A 25,351-nucleotide genomic window follows, 5' to 3' on the forward strand; every position below is an offset into this window, starting at 1 on the left:
GTCTCTTAGAGATCGGCCTTGGCATAGATGCGCTTGTTGATCGCCTCGACCAGCGTGGCCTTGTCGCCATCGGCATCCTCGACGATCTTCGTCCACTGCGAGAGCAGATCGAGATAAGTCGTAACGAGATTCTCAGGATCTTTCACGCCGCGTTTTTCAGCCAGAGCCGCCACACGCTTGCGCTCCTTTTCGAGATACGCATCGTAGCTGTCCGTGAGCGGCGCGCCGGGTTCGATGAACTTCACGCCGTCCTTGTGCGCCTTGGTCAGCGACTCTTCGGCGTCCGCGTCGTAGCCGTTCGATACATTGACGATGGCCTCGGCGGCGTGATCAATGAAGAGCTTGCGCTGATCGTCGGTAAGCGCCTGCCAGCGCTCGGTATTCATGTCGATGAACGTCGCCCCCATGTAGGACCCCATCGGCATGTCGACGATGTATTTGACGATATCCGCCAGGCCGTAGCTCTTCAGATACGCCGCGCCCGCGAGCGCGCAATCAACCTGCCCGCGGCTCATGGCCTCGTAGGTTTCAGACGTCGCCAGGCTAACCGGGGTCGCGCCGAAATGGGCGGCCAAACCGTTCCAGGCCGTGGCTGACTTGATGCGTTTACCCTTGAGCGAGGCCAGATCGCTGATCGGCGTCTTGCACATCAGGTAATACGGCGACGTCGAATAGAAGGCGATCGGCGTAACGCCCGCCTTCTTCCACTCGCTCTGACACTGCGGGCAATGCAGCAACACCATTTCGGTCATCGCCGCCGCGGCCGCCGTCGTGTTATCGGCGAACAGGGCCAGTTCGTTGATGGTGGCCTCGGTCGGCAGCGTGCTCGGGATATAGACATCCACAATCAGCCCCATGTCGACGGTGCCATTACGGATACCGGTCAGCGTATTGCTGGCATCCACTACCGTGCCGTCGGACAGCAGCCGAAAACGCATCTCGCCGTCGCTGTCCTTGCGCACGGCCTCGAAATACGGTTCGAGGCCGGCCGTATGAAAAGTATGGGACCGGGGTACATAGCTGCCGTAAACGAAACGCTCGGCGGCGTGGCTGGCGCCACACATCCCGACCGTCAGCAATACAAGCAAGGCCGTCATCATTGTCGATGCGCGCATGAATCTCCTCCTGAACGGCCAATTCCGGTGTCTGTGCACCATTTGCCGTCTTGTTATTGAACCGGATGCCCGGTCTGTTTCTTATCGTTACGACGTGTCCGCCACGCACGCCTGACCCGCGGTCAATCCCGGCCGTCTTGGACAGCACGGGGTAGGCGATACGACACGAACAGGCCGCTATGTACACCGTATACAGCAGGTTCTATCCAGTGACAAGTGCCGTTTTCGAGCGTCCGTAAAAGACCGAATTGCCTGCATTACACGTGTTTCTGGCGTCGATTCGGCAATCGAATAAAAGGGCTACCGACACACAACGTAGAGGCATCAAAACACAACTTGCTTGACGCTGACAAGTAACTGGCGCTAACGTCCGACCACCACGCTAGGGCCATCAAGGCCACTATCGAGCGGACAACACGAACCGCGCCTTTCGCAGGAGACGATCATGATCAAGAACGCCGTCATCGTAGACGCGCTGCGCACCCCCATGGGGCGCGGCAAGGCCAGCGGCAGCCTCGCGCGGACCCATCCGGTCGAACTGCTGGCAACCGCGCTCGGCACACTCACCGAGCGCAACGGAATCGACCCTGCCCTCATCGACGACATTCTCATCGGCTGCGTGGGGCAGGTTGGCGAACAATCGGCGACCCCCGGCCGTATGGCCGCCCTGGCTGCCGGCTTTCCGGAGCACGTCCCCTCGACCACCATCGACCGCAAATGTGGCTCCAGCCAGCAGGCCGTTCACTTCGCGGCCCAGGGCATCATGGCCGGCGCCTACGATATCGTCATCGCGGGCGGCCTGGAATCCATGAGCCGCGTGCCCATGGGCATGGCACGCCAGGGCACCGATCCGTTCGGCCCATCGGTCACCCAACGCTATGGACCCGGCCTGGTCGGCCAGGGTATCTCCGCCGAATTGGTGGCGGCGCGCTGGTCGCTGTCGCGCGCGCAGCTGGACGATTATTCCGCGCGTTCGCATCAGCGCGCAGCCCAGACCCAGCGCGAAGGCGGCTTCGAGCGGGAAATCATCGCGATCGACACCGACGACGGCCCGATGCGCGCGGATGAGACGATTCGTGCCCAGACCACGGCGGATACGCTGGCTGAGCTCAAACCCGCGTTCGTCAACGACGACATCCAGGCGCGCTTTCCCGAGATCGGCTGGCATATCACCGCAGGCAACTCGTCGCAGATTACCGACGGCGCCAGCGCGTTGCTGATCATGAGCGAGGACAGAGCACGCGAGCTGGGCCTCAAGCCGCGGGCACGCTTTGTGGCCTTTGACGTGATCGCGGACGACCCGCTGATGATGCTCACCGCCCCGATCCCGGCCACGCGTCGCGCGCTCAAGAAAGCCGGTATGGCGCCGGGCGATATCGACCATTTCGAAGTCAACGAAGCCTTTGCCCCGGTGCCGCTGGCATGGCAGGCCGAATTCGGCGTCGACGACGCCCGCCTGAACCCGAGAGGCGGCGCGATCGCACTTGGGCACCCGCTGGGCGCATCCGGCGCCCGCCTGATGACCACCATGCTGCACGCACTGGAGGACAGCGGCGGCCGCTACGGCCTGCAGACCATGTGCGAAGCCGGCGGCATGGCCAACGCCACGATCATCGAACGCCTGGACTGAGCAGCCGCAAACCACAACCGATCGAGGAGATACAGACAATGAAGATTGAGAATACGAGTGCCGTGGTCACGGGCGGCGCGTCCGGACTGGGCCTGGCAAGCGCGCATCAGCTGATTGCCGACGGCGCCCAGGTGGTGATTTGCGATATCAACGACGAAGCCGGCGAGAAAGCGATAGCGGCGCTGGGCGACAAGGCGCACTACGTCAACGCCGATGTCACTGATACCGACCAGATGAACGCCGTGTTCGATACCGCCGAATCACTGGCCCCGTTACGTGCGGTGGTGCACTGCGCCGGCCGCGGCGCGCCCGTACGGCTGGTGGACAAGAACGGCGAACCCGGCTCGCTGGAAACCTTCGAGGCGATCGTCAAGCTGAACGTGATCGGCAGCTTCAACGTGCTGCGTCTGGCCGCTGCGCGCATGGCCAGGAACGAACCCGTCGAGCACGAAAGAGGCGTGTGCATTCTCACCGCGTCGATTGCCGCCTATGAAGGCCAGATCGGCCAGATCCCCTATGCGTCGTCCAAGGCCGGGGTGGTCGGCATGACGCTGGTGGCGGCCCGTGATCTGGCCAGCAAGAATATCCGCGTGTGCACGATTGCCCCGGGCCTGTTCGACACGCCGCTTCTGGCCAAACTACCCGAGCCGGTGCGCGAATCGCTCGGCAAATCGGTACCGAACCCGCCGCGCCTGGGCGTGCCGGAAGAATTTGCCCAGCTGGCGGGCCACATCATCGCCAACCCCATGCTCAACGGCGAGACGATCCGGCTGGACGGCGCCCTGCGCATGGCCCCGCGATGAGCGCGACAAACCCGCTACCGGCAACGTCGGGCGCGCGGGCGTTGCCGGAGATTCTACAAGGCCGGCTGAGCCTGCCTGCCGTGGCCGCGCCCATGTTCATCCTGTCCGGCCCGGAACTGGTCATTGCCCAGTGCAAGGCCGGCATCGTCGGCTCATTTCCCGCGCTCAACGCCCGGCCCCAGACCGAGCTGACGAAATGGCTCACGCGGATCGAGACCGAACTCGAACAGGCCCGGCGGGACGACCCACAGGCCAGGATCGCGCCCTATGCGGTCAACCTGATCTGTCATCGCAGCAACGAGCGGCTGGATCACGATATCGGCGTCTGCGTGGCACATCGCGTACCGATCGTGATCACGAGCCTGAGCGCGCCCGAGCGCGTGATTCCGCACGTGCACGGTTACGGCGGACTCGTCTTTCACGATGTGATCAGCACCCGTCATGCGCGCAAGGCGATTGCTGCGGGCGTCGACGGCCTGATTCTGGTGTGCGCCGGTGCGGGCGGTCATGCCGGCACGCTCAACCCGTTCGCGTTCGTTTCGGAGATCCGGCAGTTCTTCGACGGGCCGATCCTGTTGTCGGGGGCGATCACCCACGGCCGACATGTGCTGGCCGCCCGATCGCTCGGTGCCGACATGGCCTATATCGGCAGTTATTTCATCACCGCGCAGGAAGCCAACGCAGACCCGGCATATCAGCAGATGGTTCTGGATTCGAGCGCGTCTGATATCGTCTATACCAACCTGTTCTCCGGCGTACACGCCAACTATCTCTCGGAGAGTATCCGGTCGGCGGGCCTGGACCCTGCGGAGCTGCCGGACGGCGACAAGTCGCGCCTGAAGGTCGCCGAGCACGGCACCAAACAGGTCAAGGCATGGCGCGACGTCTGGAGTGCCGGCCACGGGGTGGGCTCCATCGTCGAGAACGCACCCGCCTCGATGCTGATCAACCGTCTGGTTGAGCAGTATCGACAGGCCGCGCAAGAGATCGCCATCGAATAACACGTATCACGGATGCCGGGAACAACAGATCGATGACCGCAAGGCCTTCCAACACGCCTGTTACGCGCCGACGCACGCAGGCCGAGCGCACCGAAGAATCGACCCGGCGTCTGATCGAGGCCGCCATCGATCTGATTCTCGAGCGCGGCTGCCGGGGTACCACGCTCAAGGACGTCGGCGAGAGAGCGGGCTACAGCCGCGGGCTGGCCAATTATCGCTTCGGCTCAAAGGACGGCCTGTTTCTTGAAGTGGTGCTCTACAGCCGCCACCAGTGGCACGTCGAGTTGAAGCGACAACTCGGCGACAAGCGTGGCCTGGACGCCATTCTGACCGCCACCGATGCTTTCCGGCATTATCTGGCCAGCTCGCCCCGCCATTATCGAGCCTTGGTTCTGCTCTGGTACGACGCCGTCGGGCATCCGTCGTCGCTCAATACCCGGCTGTCCGCGTATCACGACGCCCAGTTGCGCGATGTGCACCGCTGGGTGAAACAGGGCATCGAGGACGGCACCATCGATCCGAGCACCGACCCATCCGGATTTGCCGCCAGCTTCTATTCCTGCATGTTCGGCACGGTCTATCAGTGGCAGCTGATGCCCGATCGCTTCGATCTGGACAGCGTATTCGACAACTACAAATTCCTGGTAAAACGCGCGCTCAAACCGGCCTGACCACTGCCCGAGCCAGGGCGACCGACGGTTATTATTAATCCGGCATCAAAACAGCTGACGCTGTCAGCCGTTTTCAACGCCACCGAAAAAGAACGCCGGCGCGTGTCCGTCGTCCTTTTTCAATGGCTTCGCGGCCGCTGGCCGCGGCAAGCATGCCAAGACATGCTTGCGCTATTAACCCGTCATGAAGGTATTTTCATGCCGGGTTAATAACCCGACTCGCGATAGCGGTCCTTGAGCAGACGGCGCGGGATCTTGCCGGTCTCGGTCCGCGGCGATTGTTCGAGGAACACGACGCGCTTCGGGCATTTGATATGGGACAGGTGCTCGCGGCAGAACGCGATCAGCTCGGCGGCCATCGCGTCCGTGGCCCCACCGTCGGTGGCCGATACCACGCAGGCCATCACCGATTCCCCGTACTCCGGGTCGGCCACGCCAATGACCGCACAGTCGGCTACGCCGGCATGCCGCTGGAGCACGTCTTCGATCTCCTTGGGATAAATATTCACCCCACCGGAAATGATCAGGTCCGCACGCCGATCGCTCAGATACAGAAAGCCCTCGTCGTCGACATAGCCGAGATCGCCGAGTGTGGCCATGCCGTTCTCGCGATAGACGCTGGCCGTCTTGTCCGGATCGTTGCGATATTCGAAGCGCGGGCCGTTGGCGAAATAGATCGTGCCGACTTCGCCGGCAGGCAATGCGTTGCCGTCGTCGTCGATGATATGCAGATCGCCGACCACGGCCGGCCCGACCGAGCCTTTCTTTTCCAGCCACTGGTCGGGGCTGATCAAAGTCTGCCCGATGCCCTCGGAGCCGGCGTAATACTCCCAGACGATCGGCCCCCACCAATCCATCATCTGATCCTTGATATGAATCGGGCAGGGTGCGGCGGCATGCACCGCCAGACGGTGACTGGACAGATCGTAGCGCGCACGCGTCGCCGCCGGCAGATCGAGCAGACGCACGAACATGGTCGGCACCCACTGGCTGTGGGTCACCCGATGGGCCTGAATCGCCGCCAGGGCATCCTCGGCCGCAAAGCGCCCCAGCACGATACAGCGCCCACCGCAGGCGACCGTGCGCATGCAGTACGCCAGCGGTGCGGCATGATAGAGCGGACCGGTGGATAGATAGACCGTAGTGTCATCCACACGGAACAGGCGACGCCAGGCATCCACGTCCGGCTCGACCGTGTCGCGATAATCGGCCGGCCACATGGGCTTGCACACGCCCTTGGGCACGCCGGTGGTCCCGGACGAATACAACAGCTCGCGGCCGATCGGGCGCTCGGACAGATCGGGCCGGGCGTCACAGGCGGCCACGGCCGCATCGAAATCGGCAACGCCGTCAGCGCCCTTCGAATTGATACCGAAATGAGTCACGGTCGCACCGTCAAGACTGCGCACCGCGGATGCCGCGAGGGCCGTGAACGCCGGACTGGAGATCAGATAACACGCCTCGCTGTTGTCGAGAATATAGGCGATCTCGCCGGCCTTGAGATGCCGGCTGATCGGCGTGAAATAGATGCCGGCACGCTTGGCGGCCCAGGTGATCTCGAACAGCTTCGGGCAATTTTCCATCAGCAGAACAACGCCGTCACCGGGGGCGAGCCCCGACGTCGCCATCCAGCAGGCGATCGCCTCGGCCCCAGCGTCGAGTTCGCCGTACGTCAGGCCGTCACCCGTCTGCGGAAAATAATAGGCCAGCCGATCCGGCTGTGTTTCAGCCCAGGCGCGCAAGCTCGACATGCAGTTCTCCTTTCGCGTTTTCTCGTCATCACGTTCGCCGGCTATACGGCCGACTTTATTGTTGTTCGCCACCCCTGCCAGCCGCTGGTCATGAGCGCACGGTTGCGGTCGACGCCCGATAGCACGCGGCACGCCCCGTGACGAATACCCTTGTCCGCTGCGCGACACTTGCATACCCGACCGGACGCGCCCCAGCTTAGTTACACTTGCTTGTCGCAATCAAGTAATTTAATCATCGTGCGGTCGAACGTGTCGGCATGCCTCAGCGGATAGCCGGCTCAACCCTGATCACACCGTCGAAGCGGGCCACCGCCCGCGATTTTTCAACAACAAGAGCAATGCCATGGACGCTGCAGACATCATCACGCCGGGCCCCGATGCAGGTGCTTGCACAACACAGGATTTCGGCCCGGTACGGCTGATCTTCATGAATGAGCCGGGGCATCGCAATGCGCTGTCGATGCGTCTGCGCGAAGGGCTGGAAACGGCCTTGGGCGCAGCGATCGACGATCCGGCCGTGCGCGCCATCGTGCTCGCCGGGACGGGTCCCGTATTCTGTGCCGGCGGCGATATCGGCACGATGAAAAATCTCGACGCCGTGACCGGGCGCCCCCGCCTGCATCGTGTCCACCGGATATTCCGCCAGCTCTACAACGGGCCCAAGCCGGTGATCGCAGCCATCGAAGGGGCGGCAATCGGCGCCGGGCTGTCGCTGGCCGCAGCCTGCGACATCATCGTGGCCGGCACGAGCAGTCGCTTCGGGGCGCCGTTCAATCGCATCGGCGTCATGGCCGATCTGGGCCTGCTGTTCACCCTGCCGACACGTATTGGACTCGGCCGTACCAAGCTCTTGACGCTGACCGGGCGAATCATCGGTACCGATACCGCCGAGCAGTGGGGGCTCGTGGATGAGGTCGTAGCTGGAGGCGACGCAGTCACCCACGCCCTGGATCTCGCGAGCGCCATCGGCGATGGTGCACCTCTTGCACACGCCATGACCAAGCAGATATTGGCCCGGCTCCCGTTGAACAGCGAAAACTTTCTCGCGGCCGAGGCCGACGCACAATCACTGCTCTTCACCACGGAAGATTTCGCCGAGGGGCGGGACGCTTTCTTGGAAAAACGCAGGCCGCGCTTTTCTGGTCGTTGATCTGTAGCCGGCCCGGCGGATCCGCGACCGGCTACATCGACTGCTAGCCCAGCAGGCGCCGATACTCCTTGAGCATGCAACGATCCATGATCACGTCGATGCCGGCGTCGGCCGCCTTCTTTGCCGCGGCTTCATGCACCACGCCTTCCTGCAGCCAGAGCACGCGCACGCTGCGTGCGATGCAGGCGTCCACGATCTCGGGCACATGCTCCGGCGCGCGAAACACGTCGACCATATCGACCATGCCGGTGATATGGCGCAGGTCGGGAAAGGCGTTCTCGCCCAGCACCTGATTTTCGTTCGGATTGACCGGCACGATCTGGTAGCCCTCTTCCATCATGGCCTGTGCCACGCCATGAGAGGGCCGATCGGCCTTGGAGGACAAGCCGATCACGGCGATACGCCGTACCTGGGCCAGGATTTCTCGAATGTGGCTGTCTTCAGTGATCATCGACATGGTTCAGGACGCTGCGTTGAAACGGGCGGGAACTGTCTTTCCGGCGGCGGCCAGCGACGCGATGATGGCGTCCGACAGGGCCTTGTTCGTCCAGACCATCTCGGGCTGGCTCTGCAGATCAGCGTACTGCTGCAGCGTGGCGTCGTCGACGTCGCGATAGACATAGAGCAGCATCAGCGGCACGCGCTGATCGAGCTTGCTGTGGATTCCGTCGCGCGTATTCGCGAGCATGCGATCGATCTGCTGGTCGCCGACCTTCTTGTCACTCGTCACGACCGCGTTGCGCGAGCGGATCATGGTATCCAGCAGGGCCACGTTGAATGCAGTCTGCAGTTGTACGATCTGCATGTCGTCGGACAGCGAGTCGATGATGCGCAGGCGCCGCTTGCGCGCGTCGGTGGCCGGCTGATCGATGAAGGCGGAAAAGCCCTGGGCGAAATTCTCGTCGCCGGTCGCCGATTCCAGGCTGATCATGCGCTGGGCCAGCGGCGACGCCAGATTGTCGGCCGCCGATCTCAGCGCCTTCTGCTGGCCGGCGCTGTCGGCGCTCTCGCGCAGGCGCTCGATGACATCGGCATGCAGCGCTTCGGGCGAATAGGCCTCGTTGACGATGTTGCGCAGGCGCTGGCGATCGGTCGCGGCTACGTCGTCCGGCAGGTTCTTGTCCAGAGACTGCGACACGGCGGGCGCTGCCTGGGCGAGCAGGTCGGGCACGTCATAGGCTTCCAGAACGCGGTTGGACGCGCTCGTCTGGGTGGCCTGTTCACTCGGGCCGGTGGCACAACCGGCGAGCATCGATACGCCCACGAGCGCCATGATCAGATAAGATTTTACTTGCGGTTTCACGTTTCACCTGTGCTTTGAGCAATCTGCATACTGTACGACAAACAGGGCCCGGCCTGCCTGCCACGCCCCCGATACTCAGCGTCGAGGCGCTGGGCGTAGACATCCTGCGCGCGCTGCTGGCGCGTTTCGATCTCGCGGTCGAGCAGGTCGCCGACGCCGCCACCATTCCGGGCAGCTTCTGGGGCGACGAGGAAGCGGGCCTGCTCGGGCATACACTTTACGTGCGGGCCGATACGCCGGTGCACTCGGCACTCCACGAGGCCGGGCACTTCGTGTGCATGGACGATGCACGCCGCCAGGGGCTGGATACCAACGCCGGCGGCGACTACGACGAGGAGAACGCGGTCTGCTACTGGCAGATCCTGGCCAGCGACCTGCTCGACGGCATGAACCGGGCGCGCATGTGCGCCGACATGGACGCCTGGGGCTACAGCTTCCGGCTGGGCAGCGCCGCGGCCTGGTTCGAGCAGGATGCCGAGGACGCGCGCGAATGGCTGGATGCCGCCGGTCTCATCGATACCGACCGCGACACCATTCATTATCGACTGCGCCGCTGAGCCAGGGAAGCACCGCGGCCTGGACACAGGCCGCGGTGCCTGATTACGCCTTGCCCTTGGCCTGATCGGCCACCGCCTGCGCCGCCGCCTTGGCGGCATCGGCGTCGCCCAGATAGCGCGACTCGATCACGTTCAGTTGATCATCGAGCCGATAGAGCTGAGGAATACCGGTAGGGATATTCACGCCGGTGATGACGTCCTCGGCAATACCGTCGAGATATTTCACCAGCGCGCGCAGGCTGTTGCCGTGGGCGGTGACCAAGACGGTCTCGCCGGCCTTGAGCCGCGGCGCGATGGCGTCGTGCCAGAACGGCAGCACGCGCTCGAGCGTCAGTGCCAGCGATTCGGTCGCCGGCAACACCCGCGCATCCAGTTTCGCATAGCGGGAATCAAAACGCGGATGTTCCGGATCGTCGTCGGCCATGGGCGGCGGCGGGATATCGTAGCTGCGACGCCAGATATGGACCTGCTCCTCGCCATGCTTGGCCGAGGTTTCGGCCTTGTCCAGCCCCTGCAGAGCGCCGTAATGGCGTTCGTTCAGGCGCCAGTGACGCTCGACGTCGACCCACGGCTGCTGCAATTCCTCGAGGGCGAGCCAGAGGGTCTTGATCGCGCGCTGCAGCAGCGAGGTGAAGGCGACATCGAACTGCAGGCCTTCCTCGGCGAGGAGCTTGCCGGCGGCACGCGCTTCCGCGCGGCCCTGTTCGGTGAGATCGACATCGACCCAGCCGGTGAAACGATTCTCGAGATTCCACTGGCTCTGGCCGTGGCGAAGCAGTACAAGCTGGCCGGGCATGGCAATTCCTTCAACGAAAATAACCGCCGGCCTGTTCACCGGCGCCGATATTATGCCTGAACACTATGGGGCGACGACCGCCAGTCGATGTAAATCGAATGCCATTCAACGCGCGCATCGCGCACCACCGCGGCGAGGCAAATACGTACTGCGAGCCGCCCACGTCGTGGCTGGCTTGCAGGACAAACGCCAAGCCGACGAGCGCGAGCGGTTAGTTCACCAGGGCTTATTCGACCGGGTCGGCCCAGGTGATCTGGATATTCTTCTGGATACCCCATTCCCGCGCGGCGGAGATATCCTTGCCCATATAGATATCGATCTTCTTGCGCCAGCGGCGGTTCATCTTGTCGCGCACGACATACACGCCCGGCAGGCCCTCGATCTTGACGCGGGCGCCGTTGGTCAGCCCCTGCTCTATCAGGTCTCGCGATACCGCGATCACCCGCATGCCCGGCTTGAGTTCGTCGCCCCAGGCGGCGATCGCCGGCTTGTTCTTGGTCGTCTGCCAAGCCACTGAATTGTAAGCTGTTGCGGAAACGCTCAGTTCCTTCCATTCCACTGAATCGGCGTATGCCGGAAACATGGCGGAACATGTTAGCGTGAGCACGCAGATCGTGATTGCCAGAAGACGATTCATTACGATGAAGCCGCTCAAATAAGCGGTCCAGAATACACGTCGAAGCTTAACGGTGGCTGTCTGTGGCCATTTGTTTGACGAAATCCGCGAAGTCGTCGAGCTCGTCGCCGGTCATGCGAAGCGGCGCAGCAAAGGGTGCGATCAGGCCTACATGATCCACGCCCGGATAGATTTTCAATATCGCCGAGCCGCCGGAATCATTGATCTTTGTTGCCAGATTCCGACTGTTTTTCGGATACACCGTATTATCCGCGTCGCCGTGCATGAGCAGCATCGGCGGCTCGTCGCCGTCCACGAAATTGATCGGCTGTGACCGCGGCCAGTCGGATTTCGGCGCGAAGATCTCCTGTAACACCGGGTCCTTGATCGGCAGAAAGTCGTAAGGGCCGGACATGCCCACGAACCCGGCCAGATCCGAGATCGAGATGCCGGCATCGGCCAGATAGTGCCCGTCGGTCGCCAGCAGCGCGGCGATATGGGCACCCGCGGAATGGCCGGACACGAACAGATGCGAGGGATCGCCGCCGTATTCACTGGCATGCCGGTAGGACCAGGCGACGGCCTTGGCCGCGTCGTCCACGAAGCCGGGGAAGGTGGTCGGCGGGTAGAGCCGGTAATCGGGCAACACCGCGATGATGCCGCGCGATGCCAGCGCCTGGCCGACAAAACGATAGCCCTCCTTGCTGCCGTTCTGCCAGCTGCCGCCGTAGAAGAACACGACCACGGGCGCGCCCGCGGCCCGCTCGTCGGGCACATAGACATCGAGCGTCTGCCGATCCCGCTCACCGTAGGCGATATCGGCATGCCGGTCGTAACCCCAGCGCGGCATGAGCGCATTGGCCCAGAACTGGCCCGAGCAGGCAGCCGTGAGCGTGGACAGCACGCCCATCAGCAGAACAAGCGCGATACGCCGATGCCCACCCCTCACGTCATGGTGACGAATTCTTCCGCACTGGTCGGATGAATCGCCACGGTATCGTCGAAATCGGCCTTGGTCGCGCCCATCTTCACGGCCACCGCGAACCCCTGGGTCATCTCGTCGGCGCCGTCGCCGATCACGTGCGCGCCCACGATCTTCTCGTCATCGCCCATGCACACCAGTTTCATGTCGCTGGGAATCTTGTGCTCGAGCACACCGTGATAGAGCGCCACGTAATGGCTGGTGTAAATCTTGATCGCGTCGTCGCCGTATTGCGCGCGCGCGGCGGCCTCGCTCATACCGACCGTGCCGATCGGCGGGTGGGTGAACACCACCGTCGGAATATTGCTGTAATCGAGCTTGGACTCCGGCTTGCCGCCGAACAGACGATCGGACAGACGCCGGCCGGCGGCGATCGCCACCGGCGTGAGTTCGGCCTGGCCGGTGACATCGCCCAGCGCGTGCACGCCGGCCACCGCGGTATCCTGCCAGGCGTCGACCGGCACGGTACCGTCGGCGGCCAGTTCCAGGCCGATCGCTTCCAGCCCGAGGCCGTCGGTGTTGGGCAGGCGGCCGATCGCCCAGATCAGCTTGTCGAAGCGCGCGGATTCGCCACCGTCCTTGAACTCGACCCGGATCTCGCCCTGCGCTTCGACCAGTTCCGACGCCGAGCGCTTCATCTGCACGTCGATACCGGCCTCGACCATGCGCTCGATGAGCGTATCGCCGAGCATGGCATCGAAATCCTTGAGCACGTGTTCACGCCGCAGCAGCAGGGTCACCTTCGTGCCCAGGCCGTTGAGCACGCCGGCCAGTTCGCAGGCGATATAGCCGCTGCCCACGATCGCAACACGCTCGGGGCGCTCCTGCCAGGCAAAGAATCCGTCCGAATCCGTGCCCAGCGCCGCGCCCGGGATATCCGGCCAGTTGGGCTTGCCGCCGGTAGCGATGAGTACATGGTCGGCGCTGAGTTCGCGCTCGCCCACGGTCACCGTGCGTTCGCCGGTGAAGCGGGCATCGCCGGCCACGAATTCGACGTCGTCCTTGTCGAGATTGCGCGCGTAGATGCCGTTGAGCCGCTGGATATAGGTTTCGCGATTGCCTACGAGTCGGCCCCAGTCGTGCGCGGGCACGGCGGTATCGAAACCGTAGTCGTGCGCCTGCGCGGCGCGCTCGGCGAAATCGGCCGCGTGCCACATCACTTTCTTGGGCACGCAGCCCACGTTCACGCAGGTGCCGCCCAGCCGGCCGCGCTCGATGAGCACCACGCGCTTGCCATAGCTGGCCGCGCGCCGCGCCGTGGCCATGCCACCGCTGCCGCCGCCGATCACGATCAGATCGAAATGTTCACTCATGGTCGCTCGCTCGCAATAGAATGGCCGTCATTGTAGAAGGCCTGCCGCCACCTGTCAGGAAACAGCTTGATTGGGCGTGAGCGGGCCACACATTGATACTGCGCGGGTTCAGGCCGCGCTCTTCAACGAATCGTTTCCGAGAAACCCCATGACCGATACCGCTCCCAATCCTCTTCTCGACATGCTCGACGACACGCGCCTGCCGGACTTCACGGCGATCGAGCCCGCGCACGCCGAGCCGGCCGTCGATACCCTGATCGCGCAGGCCCGGCGTACCGTGGACCGGGCGATCGCCGAGAGCATGGACCCCGACTGGGACACGCTCATCGCGCCCATAGACGCCGCCGGCGACCGTCTCGAACGCGCGTTCTCGCCGGTGTCGCATCTGCATTCGGTGATGGATTCCCCGGCCTGGCGGGAAGCCTTTCAGGCCTGTCTGCCCAAGCTCACCGCCTTCTCTTCGGAGATGGGTCAGAACACCGCGCTGTTCGAGGCGATCCGGCGGCTGAAGAACGCCGACGCGTTCAAGACGCTGGATCAGGCGCAGCAGCGTGTCATCGACGACATGCTGCGCGACTTCAAGCTCTCCGGCGTGGCCCTGGACGACGATGCCAAGGCCCGCTACAGCGAAATCGCTCAGCGCCTGAGCGAATTGTCGACCACGTTCCAGCAGAATCTGCTCGACGCCACCCAGGCATGGAAGAAGCACGTCAGCGACGAAACGACGCTGGCCGGCCTGCCGCCCTCCGCGCTGTCGCTGCTCGCCCAGAATGCCGCCAACAAGGATCTGGACGGCTGGCTGATCACCCTCGATGCGCCCAGCTTCATCGCCGTGCTCACCCACGCCGACAACCGCGAGCTGCGCGCCGAGGTCTATCACGCCTTCTCCACGCGCGCCTCGGACGTCGGCCCCAGCGCCGGCGAATACGACAACAGCGCGCTGATGGACGAAATTCTGGCGCTGCGCCACGAAGCGGCCCAGCTGCTCGGTTTCGACAGTTTCGCCGACAAGTCACTGGCGACCAAGATGGCCGAGAACCCGGCCCAGATCGAAGCATTCCTGCTCGACCTGGCACGCCGCACCCAGACCCAGGCGCGCGCCGAGCTGGCCGAGATCGCCGAACTGGCTGCAGACGACGGCATCGACGAGATCGCCGCCTGGGACGTCGGCTATTACAGCGAGAAGCTCAAGCAACAGCGCTACGACTATTCCGACGAGGACCTGCGATCCTATTTCCCGGCGCCCGCGGTGATCGACGGCCTGTTCCGGGTAGTGCAGCGCCTCTACGGCGTGAAGATCGTGGCGGTGGACAATGTGCCCACCTGGCACGAAGACGTCACCGTCTACGAAATTCGCGACGACGACAGCGTCGGCGGCGGCGCGCGCGGCGTGTTCTATCTCGACCCCTATGCCCGCGAGGGCAAGCGCGGCGGCGCCTGGATGGACGGCTTCCAGAGCCGGCGCGTGCATGCCGACGGTGTACAACTGCCGGTCGCGTTTCTAACCTGCAATTTCTCGCCGCCGATCGGCGACGACCCGGCCCTGCTGACCCACGACGAGGTCACCACGCTGTTTCATGAGTTCGGCCACGGCCTGCACCACATGCTCACACGAGTGGACTATGCGCCCATCGCCGGCATCTCGGGCGTCGAATGGGATGCGGTCGAGCTGCCCAGCCAGTTCATGGAGAACTGGTGCTGGGAACGCGAATCGCTGGATCTGTTCGCGGCCCATTACCAGACCGGCGAGACCCTGCCGCAGGCGCTGTTCGACAAGCTCGCCGCGTCACGCAACCACATGGCCGGCTGGCAGATGCTGCGTCAGGTCGAATTCTCGCTGTTCGACCTTCGCCTGCACCGCGATTTCGATCCCGAACAGGGCGCGCGCGTGCTCGATACGCTGGCCGCGGTGCGCGACGAAGTGGCGGTCATGCAGCCGCCGGAGAGCAACCGTTTTCCGCACAGCTTCCAGCATGTCTTTGCCGGCGGCTACGCGGCCGGCTACTACAGCTACAAATGGGCCGAAGTGCTGTCGGCGGATGCGTTCTCCGCCTTCGAGGAAACCTCGCTGTTCGATGCCGCCACCGGCCAGCGTTTTCTCACCGAAGTGCTCGAACGCGGCGCCACCCGCGACGCCATCGACAACTTCGTGGCCTTTCGCGGCCGCGAGCCGTCGATCGATGCGCTGTTGCGGCATAGCGGCCTGAGCGACGACCGGGCCGCCTGACAGTCACCTGACCGGCACCGGACGCCGTGCGTTTCGACGCCGGCGCCCCGGGCCAGCCTGTCTCAGGCGCCGGCGAGCTCGGCCTTGAACCGTTTGCGCAGATCTTCCACCCGTCGCCTGTTGACGCCGAAGTCGTAGTAGCCGATACGCGATGACGACTTCACATCGATGATGTGGTCGTGGGGCTGGACGACGAAGGTAGCGTCGTCGACAAAGCCGAGCGTAGAGCGGAACGTCGCGTGAATGAAGCGATTGTCGGCCTGCTCCACGGTGGCGTTGTCGTGGCTGTAGAGCGCTTTCAAGAGCGCCTGACGCGCGCCATCGGCCGTGCCCGCGAAGGCGAAGGGCTCGACGTAATGACCGCTATCCTTTTCCGCCTGCGATGACACGCAGTGTGGTGCGCTCGAGCAGGGGGTGAAATCGTTGTCGCTGCGGGTGAACTGCTCGGGCGGCGAACTGGCGCAGCCGACCACGCCCGCGGTCAGTACAATAACCGCCGTCACCGGTTTGAATATCGTTCGAAGCATCGTAGATCGGCTCGTGCTTGAGTAGTGCGCTGTACTCTACACCGGGCCCGCGCGATGCCGCCACGCAGGATACCCGCATGCAAATCGCCACCTGGAATGTCAATTCGCTCAACGTGCGTCTCGACCACGTGCTGGCCTGGCTGGAGAAATATCCGGTCGACGCGCTGGCGCTGCAGGAAACCAAACTCACCGACGACAAGTTCCCCGTCGAGGCCTTGGCCGAGGCCGGCTACCAGAGCCTGTTCACCGGTCAGAAGACCTACAACGGCGTGGCCCTGCTGACCCGCACCACGGCACAGGACGCGGTCTATGCCCTGCCCGGCTTCGAGGACGACCACAAGCGGGTGATCGCGGCCAGCGTCGACGGCGTACGCGTGATCGGCGTGTACTGCCCCAACGGCCAGGACCTGGATTCGCCGAAGTTCGAGTACAAGCTGGCCTGGTTCGAAGCGCTCGCCGCCTGGCTCAAGGAGGAGATCGCGGCCCACGACAAACTCGTGCTCACCGGCGATTTCAATATCGCCCCGCGCCCCGAGGACACCTACGACGCCGAGAAATGGGAAGGCCGTATTCTGTGCTCACCGCCCGAACGCGCTGCCCTGAAGACGTTGCTCGACCTGGGGCTGAGCGACTGCTGGCGTCTGTTCGACGAACCCGAAGGCCGACACCGCTTCACCTGGTGGGATTATCGCAACGGCGGCTGGGCGCGCAACGCCGGGCTGCGTATCGACCACGTGCTGGCCACGCCGGCGCTGGTCGAGCACTGTCGCGAATGCAAGGCCTATGTCGGCGAGCGCGGCCGCAAGCGCCCGTCCGATCACGTGCCGGTGGTTGCCGATTTCGACGTGTAGCGCCGGCCCCGGATAGCGGCGGCCCAAACACGCCAAGGCCGGCCCGCCAATGCCCCGGGGGCACTCAGTAGCGGCTGGATTCCTCCACCGCCGTGTTGATGCGTTCCAGGGTTTCCACCACCGCCAGCGCGCTGACGCCGTCCGAGCGCGGCGGCTGCCGATCGGCTATCCGATCCAGAAAATGCTGCAGTTCGAGCTTGAGTGGCTGCCCGTCGCCGCGATGCACGACTTCGCTGCCTTCGTCGTGATTCTGCAGTTCGTCGTCGATCCACTTGCGGTGATGGGTAACGGTCTGGGCGACTTCGTCGTAGACGAGCATGCCGCGCGAGCCGCGCAGGATCGTGCGGCGGTTGGTTTCCGGCCACAGCCACGACGTATGGATGTTGCCGCGCACGCCGTTGGCGAATTCCAGGTGCACATGCACTTCGTCCTCGACGCCCAGGCCCAGCATGCGATGGCCGGTGCCGCGCACACGATCGGGTGACTCGCCGACCAGATAGAGCATGATCGCCATATCGTGCACGCCGATATCCCAGATCACGTTCTCCGCGCTGCGCGCACGGCCCAGATTGAGGCGCTCGTGACGGATCGAGAACAGATTGCCGATCTCGCCGGCGGCAACATAGTCGCGGATCCAGGCGATCGCCGGCTGATAGAGCAGCAGATGCCCGACCATGAGAATCGCATTCCTGTGATCGGCGGCATCCACCAGCTGGCGCGCCTCATCGGAGCTGTGGGTGAGCGGTTTTTCGACGAACACGTCCTTGCCGGCGGCGAGTGCGGCCATCGCGACCTCGAAATGCGACGGCGTGGGCGTGGCAATGGCAACGGCGTCGCAATCCGACTCGAGTGCGGCGCGCCAGTCCGCGAACAGGGACGCCCCCGGATACTGCTCTCCGTAGGCGTTCAGCCGCTCGGGATTGCCTTCCACAACGCCGGCCAGAACGCCGAGTTCATCCAGGTTGCGGATGATGTTCTTGCCCCAGGCACCGGCGCCGATCGCCACCACTCGCATAACCAGTCCTTTCTCATGACGTTGCTGTAACGCCGTTAGTGTACGCGCCCGATCACGCCGCGGCCTGAATGCGCGGCGCCACTCGGGCTAGAAGCCACTCTCGCGAATCAGCACGCTGGCCGCGTTGCGAACGAAACGTCCCGCGATACTCTCCGGCGGCGCCTGCACGCTGGCGTGGCCCGGTAGGCGCAGCGCGGGCGCCGGCGCGTCGTCGACGGTTTCCAGCACCACGCGATAGACGCCTTCGTCGAGGCGCGGCGCCTCGCCGTCGGCGGCCGCCATCACCGGCAGCGGCCCGCCGTAGGTGCTGGCAAGCACCGGGTACGGCAGACGCTCGGTGCCGACATCCTCGACGCTGACCACGCGCAGATCGACGCTGGGATGCGACCCGTCATTGGGTATGAAACGTGCCTGGGCGCCTTTTTCGATACGCGCCAGATTCTGCTCCCGCACATAGGCGAACACCCTCGCACCGTGCTGCGACACCACGTCGGCCAGCTCCTCCTGCGTGCCGACCCACTGGCCGGCCTGCATATCGGCACGCTGCACCACGAGCCCGTCGATCGGGCTGACGATCCTGAGCGCATCGCGCCGCTGGGTGAGGCCGGTCAGGCGGGTGCGCGACTCGGCCAGTTGGGTACGCAGCACGCCTTCCGACGCCAGGTCCTCAGCCGAACCGGCGCGGCGCGCCAGGCGGGCCAGAATCACCTTGATGGTCGCCTCGGCCTTCTTCGACTCGAGCAACAACTCGGGTTTTTCCAGTTCGACGAGCATGTCGCCCTTCGCGACCCGCTGCCCCTCGACGACGCCGACATGGGTGATGCGCGCCGCCTCGGGCGGGTGCATGGATACGTGTTCCGATGCCTCGATGACCGCGGGCAGGCCGATCGTACCCCGCCAGGGCACCAGCAGCGCCGCCAGCAGTACGATCGCGATCAGCGCGGTGCGCAGCACATTGCGGTTGAATCGCCATTTATGACCCAGCATGGCAGCAATCTCCTGCGTGATCGGACGAACGATGAACCAGCCGATTTCCACCGCGAACAGGAATATCCCGAGCGCCTTGAACGCGAAGTGATAGACCAGCAGCGCAATGCCCAGAAAAAGAAAGAATCGGTAGATCCAGGTGCCCGTGGAATAAGCGATCAGCAAGCGCCGCCGACGTGGTCGGAACGACTCCGGCGGCGGCTCGCCAAAAGCGAACAGCGCCTCGCGCATGCGCCAACGGGTGAGCGCGAACGCCCGCGGCTGCAGATTGCGTATGCCCCAGAAATCGCTGAGCGCATGATAGCCGTCAAAACGCATGAACGGGCTCAGATTCACCAGCAGCGACGTGATCCAGCTGGTGGTGGCCAGAAAGAAGCAGGCCTGACGCAGGGCGCCGTCGGGCAGCAACCCCCAGGCGAATGTGGCGAGCACCGCAATCGCCATTTCGGTGAGGACACCGGCCAGCGATACCCGCAGCCGGTGACGATCGTTGGACAGCCGCCAGGTATCGGTGGCATCCGTATAGAGCATCGGAAACATCACCAGGAACGCCACACCCATCGACGGCACGCGACAACCGTAGTGCTTGGCGACATAGGCATGGCCCAGTTCGTGGGCCGACTTGACCGACATCAGCGCCAACCCGTACCACAGCGCGCCTTCCCAGCTCAGAAAACGCAGGAAGGTGCCGGCGAAATGCTCCCACTGGCGAGCCACCAACCACAGTCCGACCAAACCGATGATCAGCAGCATCCAGCGCGCCGTTCGACCGGCCAGCGGCCGTGCCCACGGCAGCGTGCGCACGAGAAAATCATCCGGATGAACCAGCGGAATCCGGAAGAACAGATAGCGATGCAGCAGCCATTGCCACCAGCGAATCCGGGTTCGTTCATGCTGGGACTGCAGCCGCTGGGTGTCGGCTGGGCTGCGGGCCACGGTCAGGCTGTTGGCGACCATGAACCGCGCCATGCCGATCACTTCATCGGCATCGACATCGGCGCCGTGGCGACTGACCTCTTCGGCCATGTCTTCGGCCGAGGTCCCCGCGCGCCAATGCCGGATCAGGCGCAGGCCCTGCAGGTGCAGATGAAAATACTGATGCCGCAGCGGGTCGAACAGCGTCCACATCGGGCTGCCGTCCTCGTCCGGCGCGCCGCGATCGAGCCGCAGGTCCGAGCGCAGGGGCGGCAGCAGAAACGCTTCTTCCCGTGGTTCGCCAACCGAGAGCACGGTCAGACCCTAAATGCCCAGCGTCTGGCGCAACGCGGTTATGGGCCGGCGGAACAGATAATAGCCCAGCGGCACCTTCGAGCCGGATACCTTGGCCGTGCCACGCAGGCCGATACGCAGATAGTCCCGATTCTCGTTGAGCCGCGCGGTCACCCGATACACCATCTGGTCGCGTGGGGTGACCTCGGGCTTGTAGGACACGCGCTCGACCTCGCCGTCGATCGGGCTCAGCGGCCGCGAGTCGAGGAACAGCTTGATGGGCGCGCCGGCCTGGAGCACGATCGCATCGTCGACGGGCAGCTGTACGCGGACTTCGCGCGACGCCGGATCGGCCAGCTGCATGATGCGCTCGCCGGTACGCACCGGGCGGCCGGCCCAGTCGTTCGGATCGTTGAAGATCACGAGGCCGTCGTGGTCGGCGCGCAGTACGATCTTGTCGAGTTCCTGCTTGGCGAATTCGCGCTGGACCTCACGCAGTCCTTCCTCGGCCTCCAGGGTGGCCAGCTCCGCCCGGCTCTCGGGGTTATCGAAGGATTCCTGCAACGCCTTGCGATAACGGGCCTGGGCGACCTTCAGCCCCTCGTTGGCCACGTCAAAGCGATTGCGGACCTCGAGATCCTGCAGGCGTACCAGCGGCTGGCCCTTCGTCACGCGGGCGTTGGGCTGCACGAGCACCCGTTCCACCACGCCCTCCATAGGCGCGGCCACGATGGTGGGGTTGCGAGCCACGATCTCCGCCGGCGCCAGCGCGGACAGCCGGACCGGAACAGCCAGCACGGCCACCACGAGCACCAGCGCCAGCAGAGCCAGCGAGCCGCGCTTGAAGCGCCCGAGAAGACGCCCCTTGCGCCGGCGCGGCGCCAGCGCCGTGAAGGCGTGACCGATAACTTCGGCCATGTGATCGAGCAGGAATCGGTCCGAGTCGTTCCACGGCGTCTCCCGCGCCAGCCACAGCCAGCCGGCCGGCGCGCCACCCGGCGCTGCGAGCGGAACCAGCCGGCCGATCGCGGGCCCCACTTCGGGCCAGACCGTACGCTCCCATTCGGGCAGCGTGTCATGAGATACATCGAACGCCTTGGCGTCATCGAGCGTCTGCTGCGCGACCACCCGCTCCAGCCACTGGGCATAGAGGCTGTGGCGATCGACGCCGGGCACATCGGAGATGCCGGTGACACGCCAGCCGCGGACAGCCGGCTCGAGCAGAGCCGCCTGGCGATAATCGACAACGCTGCGCGCCTCGTTGACCGCAACGAAGCGCAGCGCGGTCAAAGAATCTGCGCCGCGCGCGCGGTGCTCGAGCTGGAATAGCGCCGACAGGCGCGCGGTATCGAGTGCGCCCTCAGAAGCCAAACCGAACCCACCTGGCCAGCGTCGCTATCACTCGGCGCTCTTGGCCGCCGGCTTGTCCGGAAAACTGGCCGCGGCAGTCATGCCGGGGCGCAGTGGACCGGATTCGTCCAGCGAGGCCCAGATCGGAATGGTATGACTCACCGGATCGACGGCTGCACCGATACGGGTGACGCTGCCGGTGACCGTACCGCCGGTTTCCTCGACCACGAGGCTCACCTTGCGGCCCTTGTCGAGCCAGGTCAGCCAGCGGGCCGGCACGATGATGCGGGCCTCGAGTTCCTGGCCCACGATCTCCAGCAGCTGCTCCTGCGCCTTCACGCTCTGGCCCTCACGTGCGTAAAGGCGCACGACCCGCCCGGAAAAAGGCGCGTTCAGAGAACAGCGACTGACGTTGGTCGAGGCAACACGCAGTTCCGCATTCGATTCGCTGACCGCCAGCCGTGCCAGATCGACGTCCAGCTTGCCGACAGAGCGCAATTCGGCAAGCCGTTGACGGTTTTCATAGGTCCGCCGGGCACTCTGCAGCTTGGCGCTGACCCGGTCGCGCTCCGCGCGATAGAGCGCGCAGTCGATCTCCGCGATTTTCGCGCCTTTCTTGAAGGCATCACCTTCACGGTAAGGCAAGGACGAAATACGGCCGCTGAGTTCACTCGAAATCACGGTGCCCTTGATCGCCTCGATCTTGGCGCGCTGCTGTGCATGCGCACTCGTACACAGCACAGTCGTGGCGACCACGAGAATGGCGATGCCGGCGCCACGCCACCGGCGACAATCCTGGAATGCATGCTTCATTGCTTGATTACCCGGTCAATCGCTTGAAGTTGGTCAACGACTGCCAGTGTGCGTGCACTATCTCGAGCAGCCCGTCGCGCGACCATCGCGCGAGTATGTCATCGTCGAGCGCCATCACGCGTTCGCGGTCGATCACGCGCATACCGGTGATCCGGTTGGCGCGCCGCCGGCCCATGTACATTTCCAGATCGCGCTCGACCAGGACGTCCTGTTCGACCAGCGGTGCCATCTGCTGCGCGATCGCATCGGCCGCCTCCTGGTAACGGGTCAGAAAGGCCACGGCATCATGAACCACCCGGCCCATGACCGGCCGCTCGCCGTCCTTGCCCTGATCGGGCTTATCGAACAGCGGCCTGCCATCGACCGCATCCAGATGCGGCGCCTTGCGGTCGAGCATGACCGTGAGCCGCTCGCTGCCGCCGCCGGGCGAGTGCCCGAACACGAAGGGATAACGGCGCAGGTATGCCGGTACGTAGCCGGCGCGCCAACGGCCGTCATCGGCCACAAAGCTGTTGCGGCCTCGATTCAGACCCAGCAACACCACCGGCCGTATCTGCGCGCCGGTCGGAAACACGATGGGGAAGTGCTTGGCCGCTTCCACTATCTCATCGAATACGATCGGCGCCTGACTGAGTTCGGCGGTGAAGCGAAAATCCTCCACCGCCGTGAGTTTCAGGTGGCCGTGTTGTTCCGCGCTGAGTATTTCGAGTTGCTTAAACACAGAATGATGCTGCCAAGATTGATCGAGACAGCCCGCGGACAGAGCCGCTGATACGCAGTTTGCTCGCGCTCAATTGCATGAACGCTGCATCGCGGGTCGCGGCATGAATGAAATCAAGTGCGATCCGGTGCGGTGGTGAGTACGAAACGATCCAGGGCATAGACACCACGCTGGTTCCTGGCCTTGACGAACAACTGGACGGATTGCGCGGGCGCATCGGCGTCGGCACTGAAAGTGCGCGTGGCCGGGTCGAAACTCAGCCAGGCCGGCAGCGGGCTACCGTCGGCCATCGTGGCCTGATAGTTCACATCGCCCGCCAGCGCAAAGGTATCGTCCGCAAACTGGAAGGTCGCCGGCTCATCCGGCTGCGCCGTCGTGAGCACCGGTTCTTGGTCGGCAATCGGACGAATGACCACGGCAATCTGGCCGTCTTCCCAGGCGGCGCGGCGGCTGGCCAGCGAGCTGGCGAGTTGTTCGGGGGTATCGCCCGGCGCGATGGGATACGGATCCAGACCCATGGTCTTGAAGACACGCGCGAACGAAGTCTGGATCTGCGCATAGGCGAGATCACGACGCAGTTCGGCCACCAGCGCGTTGAGCCGCTCCTTGATCACCTGCAACTCGCCGACGCTGCCGGTCGAGGCCTGGCGCACGACCAGATCGGAGATGCTGCGGGAAACGTCGAGATACTCCTTGGCGGTTTCGAGCTTGCGCTCGGAGGCCTGGAAGTCGAGCGCCGCCAGATGGACCTGGGTGAGCACCGCGAGCGAGGTCGCCAGACGCTGTTCATCGGCAATCTCCACGGCGGTCTTGGCGGCCTTGTGATTGGCCCGCGCCTGGAAGATGTTGAGCAGGTCGTAGCTGACCGCGGCACCCGCGCTGGTCCAGTCGTTATAGCGCAGGAAGCTGTTATCGTCGTATTGATAGCCGGCACTGAAACTCAGGTCCGGAAACATCCGCAGCAGCGCCGCACGCACGTCGTTACGGGAAATACGCTCGCGATAATGCGAACTGAGTATTTCCGGACGCAGCAGCAACGCGGTGCGCTCCATCGTATCCACATCGATCTTGAGTGACGGCTCCTCGAGCGCGTCGCTGTCATACCTGGGCAGATTGATCGCGGTGGTCGGCGGCAGGCCCATGAGGCTCGCCAGCCGTTCCTTCGCGCCCACGAGTTCGGTCCGCAGGCTGCTCAGGCTGCGCTTCACGTCGAGCAGGCTGCGCTGATAGGAATAACTGTTGAGCGGATCGGACAGCCGTTCGCGACCGATCTGACGACTGCGGTCGAGCGATTCGTCCACTTCGGTCATCAACGGTCCGACCTTGGTCAACAGGCGATCGGCCGAAACCGATTTCCAGTAGGCCGCGCGCACTTCTTCGGCGAGATTCTGAATTGCCTTGCGCTCTTCTTCCCGGGCAATCAGATACTCATCCGCTTTCTGCTTGGCGCGCACATATGACAGGCCGAAATCGAGCACGCTCCAGGTGAAGTCGATGCCGTAGGTATAGCGCTCCTTCTCCTGGGCCACGCTGTACGAGGAGGGTCCGGTGTTGCTCAGCGGCGAACCGTCCACGAACGGCACGCTCTCGGTGGCCGAATATTCGCTGCGGGTCGTGTAACCCGCGCTCGCCGTCAGTGACGGCAGCATGTCGAAGTTCGCGGCGTCGAGCTGATGGTTGCGCAACGCCGTCTGCATGGTGCGCACGTGACGCTCGCGGTTATAGAGCAATGCCCGGGAAACCGCTTCCTCGGGCGACAGCAGGCCCGTAAGCGGCGGCTGATCGGCCGCGAGTGTCTGCATATCGCGTTGTGCCTGCGCCTCGATGGCGCTCGCCTCGATCGGATCCGGCGTGATGGCACAGCCGCTGACCGTAATCACTGCAAAGGCGGCGATGGCCGGTGCCATCAGTCGCGCCTTGCCGGCAGCTTTATCTGTCATGTGTTTCCCCAACATGGAAATCC

At 64.2% G+C, this 25,351-nt stretch carries 23 protein-coding genes; 8 read left to right on the top strand and 15 right to left on the bottom strand.

Annotated features, from left to right (window positions below):
- Positions 1-5: 5 nt before the first annotated feature.
- Positions 6-1,115 (bottom strand): C4-dicarboxylate TRAP transporter substrate-binding protein, encoded by a 1,110-nt coding sequence (locus ACFOSU_RS07015; RefSeq protein WP_380687858.1) that lies wholly within the window; start codon positions 1,113-1,115, stop codon positions 6-8.
- A gap of 448 nt (positions 1,116-1,563) precedes the next feature.
- Between ACFOSU_RS07015 and ACFOSU_RS07020 the strand changes: the two genes are divergently transcribed.
- Genes ACFOSU_RS07020 through ACFOSU_RS07035 form a run of 4 tightly spaced genes read left to right on the top strand, consistent with a single transcriptional unit; the run spans position 1,564 to position 5,220 of the window.
- Positions 1,564-2,745: a thiolase family protein gene (locus tag ACFOSU_RS07020; protein WP_380689202.1), complete on the top strand. Its 1,182-nt coding sequence runs from the start codon at positions 1,564-1,566 to the stop codon at positions 2,743-2,745.
- Between the two features lie 38 nt (positions 2,746-2,783).
- Positions 2,784-3,548, top strand: a complete 765-nt coding sequence (locus ACFOSU_RS07025; protein ID WP_380687860.1) for an SDR family NAD(P)-dependent oxidoreductase — start codon at positions 2,784-2,786, stop codon at positions 3,546-3,548.
- Positions 3,545-4,549 carry an NAD(P)H-dependent flavin oxidoreductase gene (locus tag ACFOSU_RS07030; RefSeq protein ID WP_380687862.1) on the top strand — a complete coding sequence of 335 codons (1,005 nt, stop codon included), beginning with the start codon at positions 3,545-3,547 and terminating at the stop codon, positions 4,547-4,549. Before ACFOSU_RS07025 ends, ACFOSU_RS07030 begins: the two co-directional genes overlap by 4 nt.
- 32 nt (positions 4,550-4,581) lie before the next feature.
- Complete coding sequence (locus tag ACFOSU_RS07035) at positions 4,582-5,220, top strand: TetR/AcrR family transcriptional regulator (RefSeq protein ID WP_380687864.1); 639 nt, start codon at positions 4,582-4,584, stop codon at positions 5,218-5,220.
- Positions 5,221-5,426: 206 nt separating this feature from the next.
- On the opposite strand, the gene ACFOSU_RS07040 is transcribed toward ACFOSU_RS07035, so the two are convergent.
- On the bottom strand, positions 5,427-6,971 hold the full coding sequence (locus ACFOSU_RS07040) for an AMP-binding protein (RefSeq protein ID WP_380687866.1): 1,545 nt from the start codon (positions 6,969-6,971) through the stop codon (positions 5,427-5,429).
- A 343-nt stretch (positions 6,972-7,314) separates the two neighbouring features.
- On the opposite strand from ACFOSU_RS07040, the gene ACFOSU_RS07045 reads away from it, so the two are divergent.
- Positions 7,315-8,121 (top strand): enoyl-CoA hydratase/isomerase family protein, encoded by an 807-nt coding sequence (locus ACFOSU_RS07045; RefSeq protein WP_380687868.1) that lies wholly within the window; start codon positions 7,315-7,317, stop codon positions 8,119-8,121.
- Between the two features lie 43 nt (positions 8,122-8,164).
- Here ACFOSU_RS07045 and ACFOSU_RS07050 read toward each other — a convergent pair whose 3' ends face one another.
- Positions 8,165-8,578, bottom strand: a complete 414-nt coding sequence (locus ACFOSU_RS07050) for a CoA-binding protein (protein ID WP_380687870.1) — start codon at positions 8,576-8,578, stop codon at positions 8,165-8,167.
- Positions 8,579-8,581: 3 nt separating this feature from the next.
- Positions 8,582-9,424 carry a hypothetical protein gene (locus tag ACFOSU_RS07055; RefSeq protein ID WP_380687872.1) on the bottom strand — a complete coding sequence of 281 codons (843 nt, stop codon included), beginning with the start codon at positions 9,422-9,424 and terminating at the stop codon, positions 8,582-8,584.
- A 71-nt stretch (positions 9,425-9,495) separates the two neighbouring features.
- On the opposite strand from ACFOSU_RS07055, the gene ACFOSU_RS07060 reads away from it, so the two are divergent.
- Positions 9,496-9,981, top strand: coding sequence for a hypothetical protein (locus ACFOSU_RS07060; RefSeq protein WP_380689204.1), 486 nt, complete (start codon positions 9,496-9,498; stop codon positions 9,979-9,981).
- Between the two features lie 43 nt (positions 9,982-10,024).
- Here ACFOSU_RS07060 and gpmA read toward each other — a convergent pair whose 3' ends face one another.
- The 4 genes from gpmA to gorA all read right to left on the bottom strand — a co-directional run bounded on the left by gpmA (position 10,025) and on the right by gorA (position 13,688).
- Entirely contained in the window at positions 10,025-10,777 is a 753-nt protein-coding gene (gene gpmA / locus ACFOSU_RS07065; RefSeq protein WP_380687874.1) for a 2,3-diphosphoglycerate-dependent phosphoglycerate mutase, read from the bottom strand.
- Positions 10,778-11,003: 226 nt separating this feature from the next.
- Positions 11,004-11,360, bottom strand: a complete 357-nt coding sequence (locus tag ACFOSU_RS07070; RefSeq protein ID WP_380689207.1) for a 3D domain-containing protein — start codon at positions 11,358-11,360, stop codon at positions 11,004-11,006.
- 100 nt (positions 11,361-11,460) lie between these two features.
- On the bottom strand, positions 11,461-12,342 hold the full coding sequence (locus ACFOSU_RS07075; RefSeq protein WP_380687876.1) for an alpha/beta hydrolase: 882 nt from the start codon (positions 12,340-12,342) through the stop codon (positions 11,461-11,463).
- Positions 12,339-13,688, bottom strand: coding sequence for a glutathione-disulfide reductase (gorA, locus tag ACFOSU_RS07080; RefSeq protein ID WP_380687878.1), 1,350 nt, complete (start codon positions 13,686-13,688; stop codon positions 12,339-12,341). The genes ACFOSU_RS07075 and gorA overlap by 4 nt, the downstream gene beginning before the upstream one ends.
- A 148-nt stretch (positions 13,689-13,836) precedes the next feature.
- On the opposite strand from gorA, the gene ACFOSU_RS07085 reads away from it, so the two are divergent.
- Positions 13,837-15,915 carry a M3 family metallopeptidase gene (locus ACFOSU_RS07085; protein ID WP_380687880.1) on the top strand — a complete coding sequence of 693 codons (2,079 nt, stop codon included), beginning with the start codon at positions 13,837-13,839 and terminating at the stop codon, positions 15,913-15,915.
- 62 nt (positions 15,916-15,977) lie between these two features.
- Here the strand turns inward: ACFOSU_RS07085 and ACFOSU_RS07090 are convergent, their stop codons facing one another.
- Positions 15,978-16,442, bottom strand: a complete 465-nt coding sequence (locus ACFOSU_RS07090; protein WP_380687882.1) for a DUF1499 domain-containing protein — start codon at positions 16,440-16,442, stop codon at positions 15,978-15,980.
- 77 nt (positions 16,443-16,519) lie between these two features.
- Here ACFOSU_RS07090 and xth point away from each other — a divergent pair, with 77 nt between their 5' ends.
- Entirely contained in the window at positions 16,520-17,293 is a 774-nt protein-coding gene (gene xth / locus ACFOSU_RS07095; protein WP_380687884.1) for an exodeoxyribonuclease III, read from the top strand.
- Between the two features lie 64 nt (positions 17,294-17,357).
- Here xth and ACFOSU_RS07100 read toward each other — a convergent pair whose 3' ends face one another.
- From ACFOSU_RS07100 to ACFOSU_RS07125, 6 genes are all read right to left on the bottom strand, one after another.
- On the bottom strand, positions 17,358-18,308 hold the full coding sequence (locus ACFOSU_RS07100) for a Gfo/Idh/MocA family protein (RefSeq protein WP_380687886.1): 951 nt from the start codon (positions 18,306-18,308) through the stop codon (positions 17,358-17,360).
- A gap of 87 nt (positions 18,309-18,395) precedes the next feature.
- On the bottom strand, positions 18,396-20,525 hold the full coding sequence (locus tag ACFOSU_RS07105) for an HlyD family efflux transporter periplasmic adaptor subunit (protein WP_380687888.1): 2,130 nt from the start codon (positions 20,523-20,525) through the stop codon (positions 18,396-18,398).
- Positions 20,526-20,534: 9 nt separating this feature from the next.
- Positions 20,535-21,875: an efflux RND transporter periplasmic adaptor subunit gene (locus tag ACFOSU_RS07110; protein ID WP_380687890.1), complete on the bottom strand. Its 1,341-nt coding sequence runs from the start codon at positions 21,873-21,875 to the stop codon at positions 20,535-20,537.
- 27 nt (positions 21,876-21,902) lie between these two features.
- Positions 21,903-22,667: an efflux RND transporter periplasmic adaptor subunit gene (locus ACFOSU_RS07115; protein ID WP_380687892.1), complete on the bottom strand. Its 765-nt coding sequence runs from the start codon at positions 22,665-22,667 to the stop codon at positions 21,903-21,905.
- Positions 22,668-22,674: 7 nt separating this feature from the next.
- Entirely contained in the window at positions 22,675-23,388 is a 714-nt protein-coding gene (locus ACFOSU_RS07120) for a SapC family protein (protein WP_380687894.1), read from the bottom strand.
- 113 nt (positions 23,389-23,501) lie between these two features.
- Entirely contained in the window at positions 23,502-25,328 is a 1,827-nt protein-coding gene (locus ACFOSU_RS07125; protein WP_380687896.1) for a TolC family protein, read from the bottom strand.
- Positions 25,329-25,351 lie beyond the last annotated feature (23 nt).

Origin of the sequence: Salinisphaera aquimarina, assembly GCF_042643355.1 — a bacterium.
Lineage (GTDB): Bacteria > Pseudomonadota > Gammaproteobacteria > Nevskiales > Salinisphaeraceae > Salinisphaera > Salinisphaera aquimarina.

Excerpts from the sequence above, each read along its gene's own strand:
- ACFOSU_RS07015 (WP_380687858.1), bottom strand. The coding sequence starts at position 1,115 with ATGCGCGCATCGACAATGATGACGGCCTTGCTTGTATTGCTGACGGTC.
- ACFOSU_RS07085 (WP_380687880.1), top strand. The coding sequence starts at position 13,837 with ATGACCGATACCGCTCCCAATCCTCTTCTCGACATGCTCGACGACACG.
- ACFOSU_RS07100 (WP_380687886.1), bottom strand. The coding sequence starts at position 18,308 with ATGCGAGTGGTGGCGATCGGCGCCGGTGCCTGGGGCAAGAACATCATC.
- ACFOSU_RS07125 (WP_380687896.1), bottom strand. The coding sequence starts at position 25,328 with ATGACAGATAAAGCTGCCGGCAAGGCGCGACTGATGGCACCGGCCATC.
- gorA (WP_380687878.1), bottom strand. The coding sequence starts at position 13,688 with ATGAGTGAACATTTCGATCTGATCGTGATCGGCGGCGGCAGCGGTGGC.
- ACFOSU_RS07050 (WP_380687870.1), bottom strand. The coding sequence starts at position 8,578 with ATGTCGATGATCACTGAAGACAGCCACATTCGAGAAATCCTGGCCCAG.
- gpmA (WP_380687874.1), bottom strand. The coding sequence starts at position 10,777 with ATGCCCGGCCAGCTTGTACTGCTTCGCCACGGCCAGAGCCAGTGGAAT.
- ACFOSU_RS07070 (WP_380689207.1), bottom strand. The coding sequence starts at position 11,360 with ATGTTTCCGGCATACGCCGATTCAGTGGAATGGAAGGAACTGAGCGTT.
- ACFOSU_RS07045 (WP_380687868.1), top strand. The coding sequence starts at position 7,315 with ATGGACGCTGCAGACATCATCACGCCGGGCCCCGATGCAGGTGCTTGC.
- ACFOSU_RS07040 (WP_380687866.1), bottom strand. The coding sequence starts at position 6,971 with ATGTCGAGCTTGCGCGCCTGGGCTGAAACACAGCCGGATCGGCTGGCC.
- ACFOSU_RS07030 (WP_380687862.1), top strand. The coding sequence starts at position 3,545 with ATGAGCGCGACAAACCCGCTACCGGCAACGTCGGGCGCGCGGGCGTTG.
- ACFOSU_RS07115 (WP_380687892.1), bottom strand. The coding sequence starts at position 22,667 with ATGAAGCATGCATTCCAGGATTGTCGCCGGTGGCGTGGCGCCGGCATC.
- xth (WP_380687884.1), top strand. The coding sequence starts at position 16,520 with ATGCAAATCGCCACCTGGAATGTCAATTCGCTCAACGTGCGTCTCGAC.
- ACFOSU_RS07025 (WP_380687860.1), top strand. The coding sequence starts at position 2,784 with ATGAAGATTGAGAATACGAGTGCCGTGGTCACGGGCGGCGCGTCCGGA.
- ACFOSU_RS07090 (WP_380687882.1), bottom strand. The coding sequence starts at position 16,442 with ATGCTTCGAACGATATTCAAACCGGTGACGGCGGTTATTGTACTGACC.
- ACFOSU_RS07035 (WP_380687864.1), top strand. The coding sequence starts at position 4,582 with ATGACCGCAAGGCCTTCCAACACGCCTGTTACGCGCCGACGCACGCAG.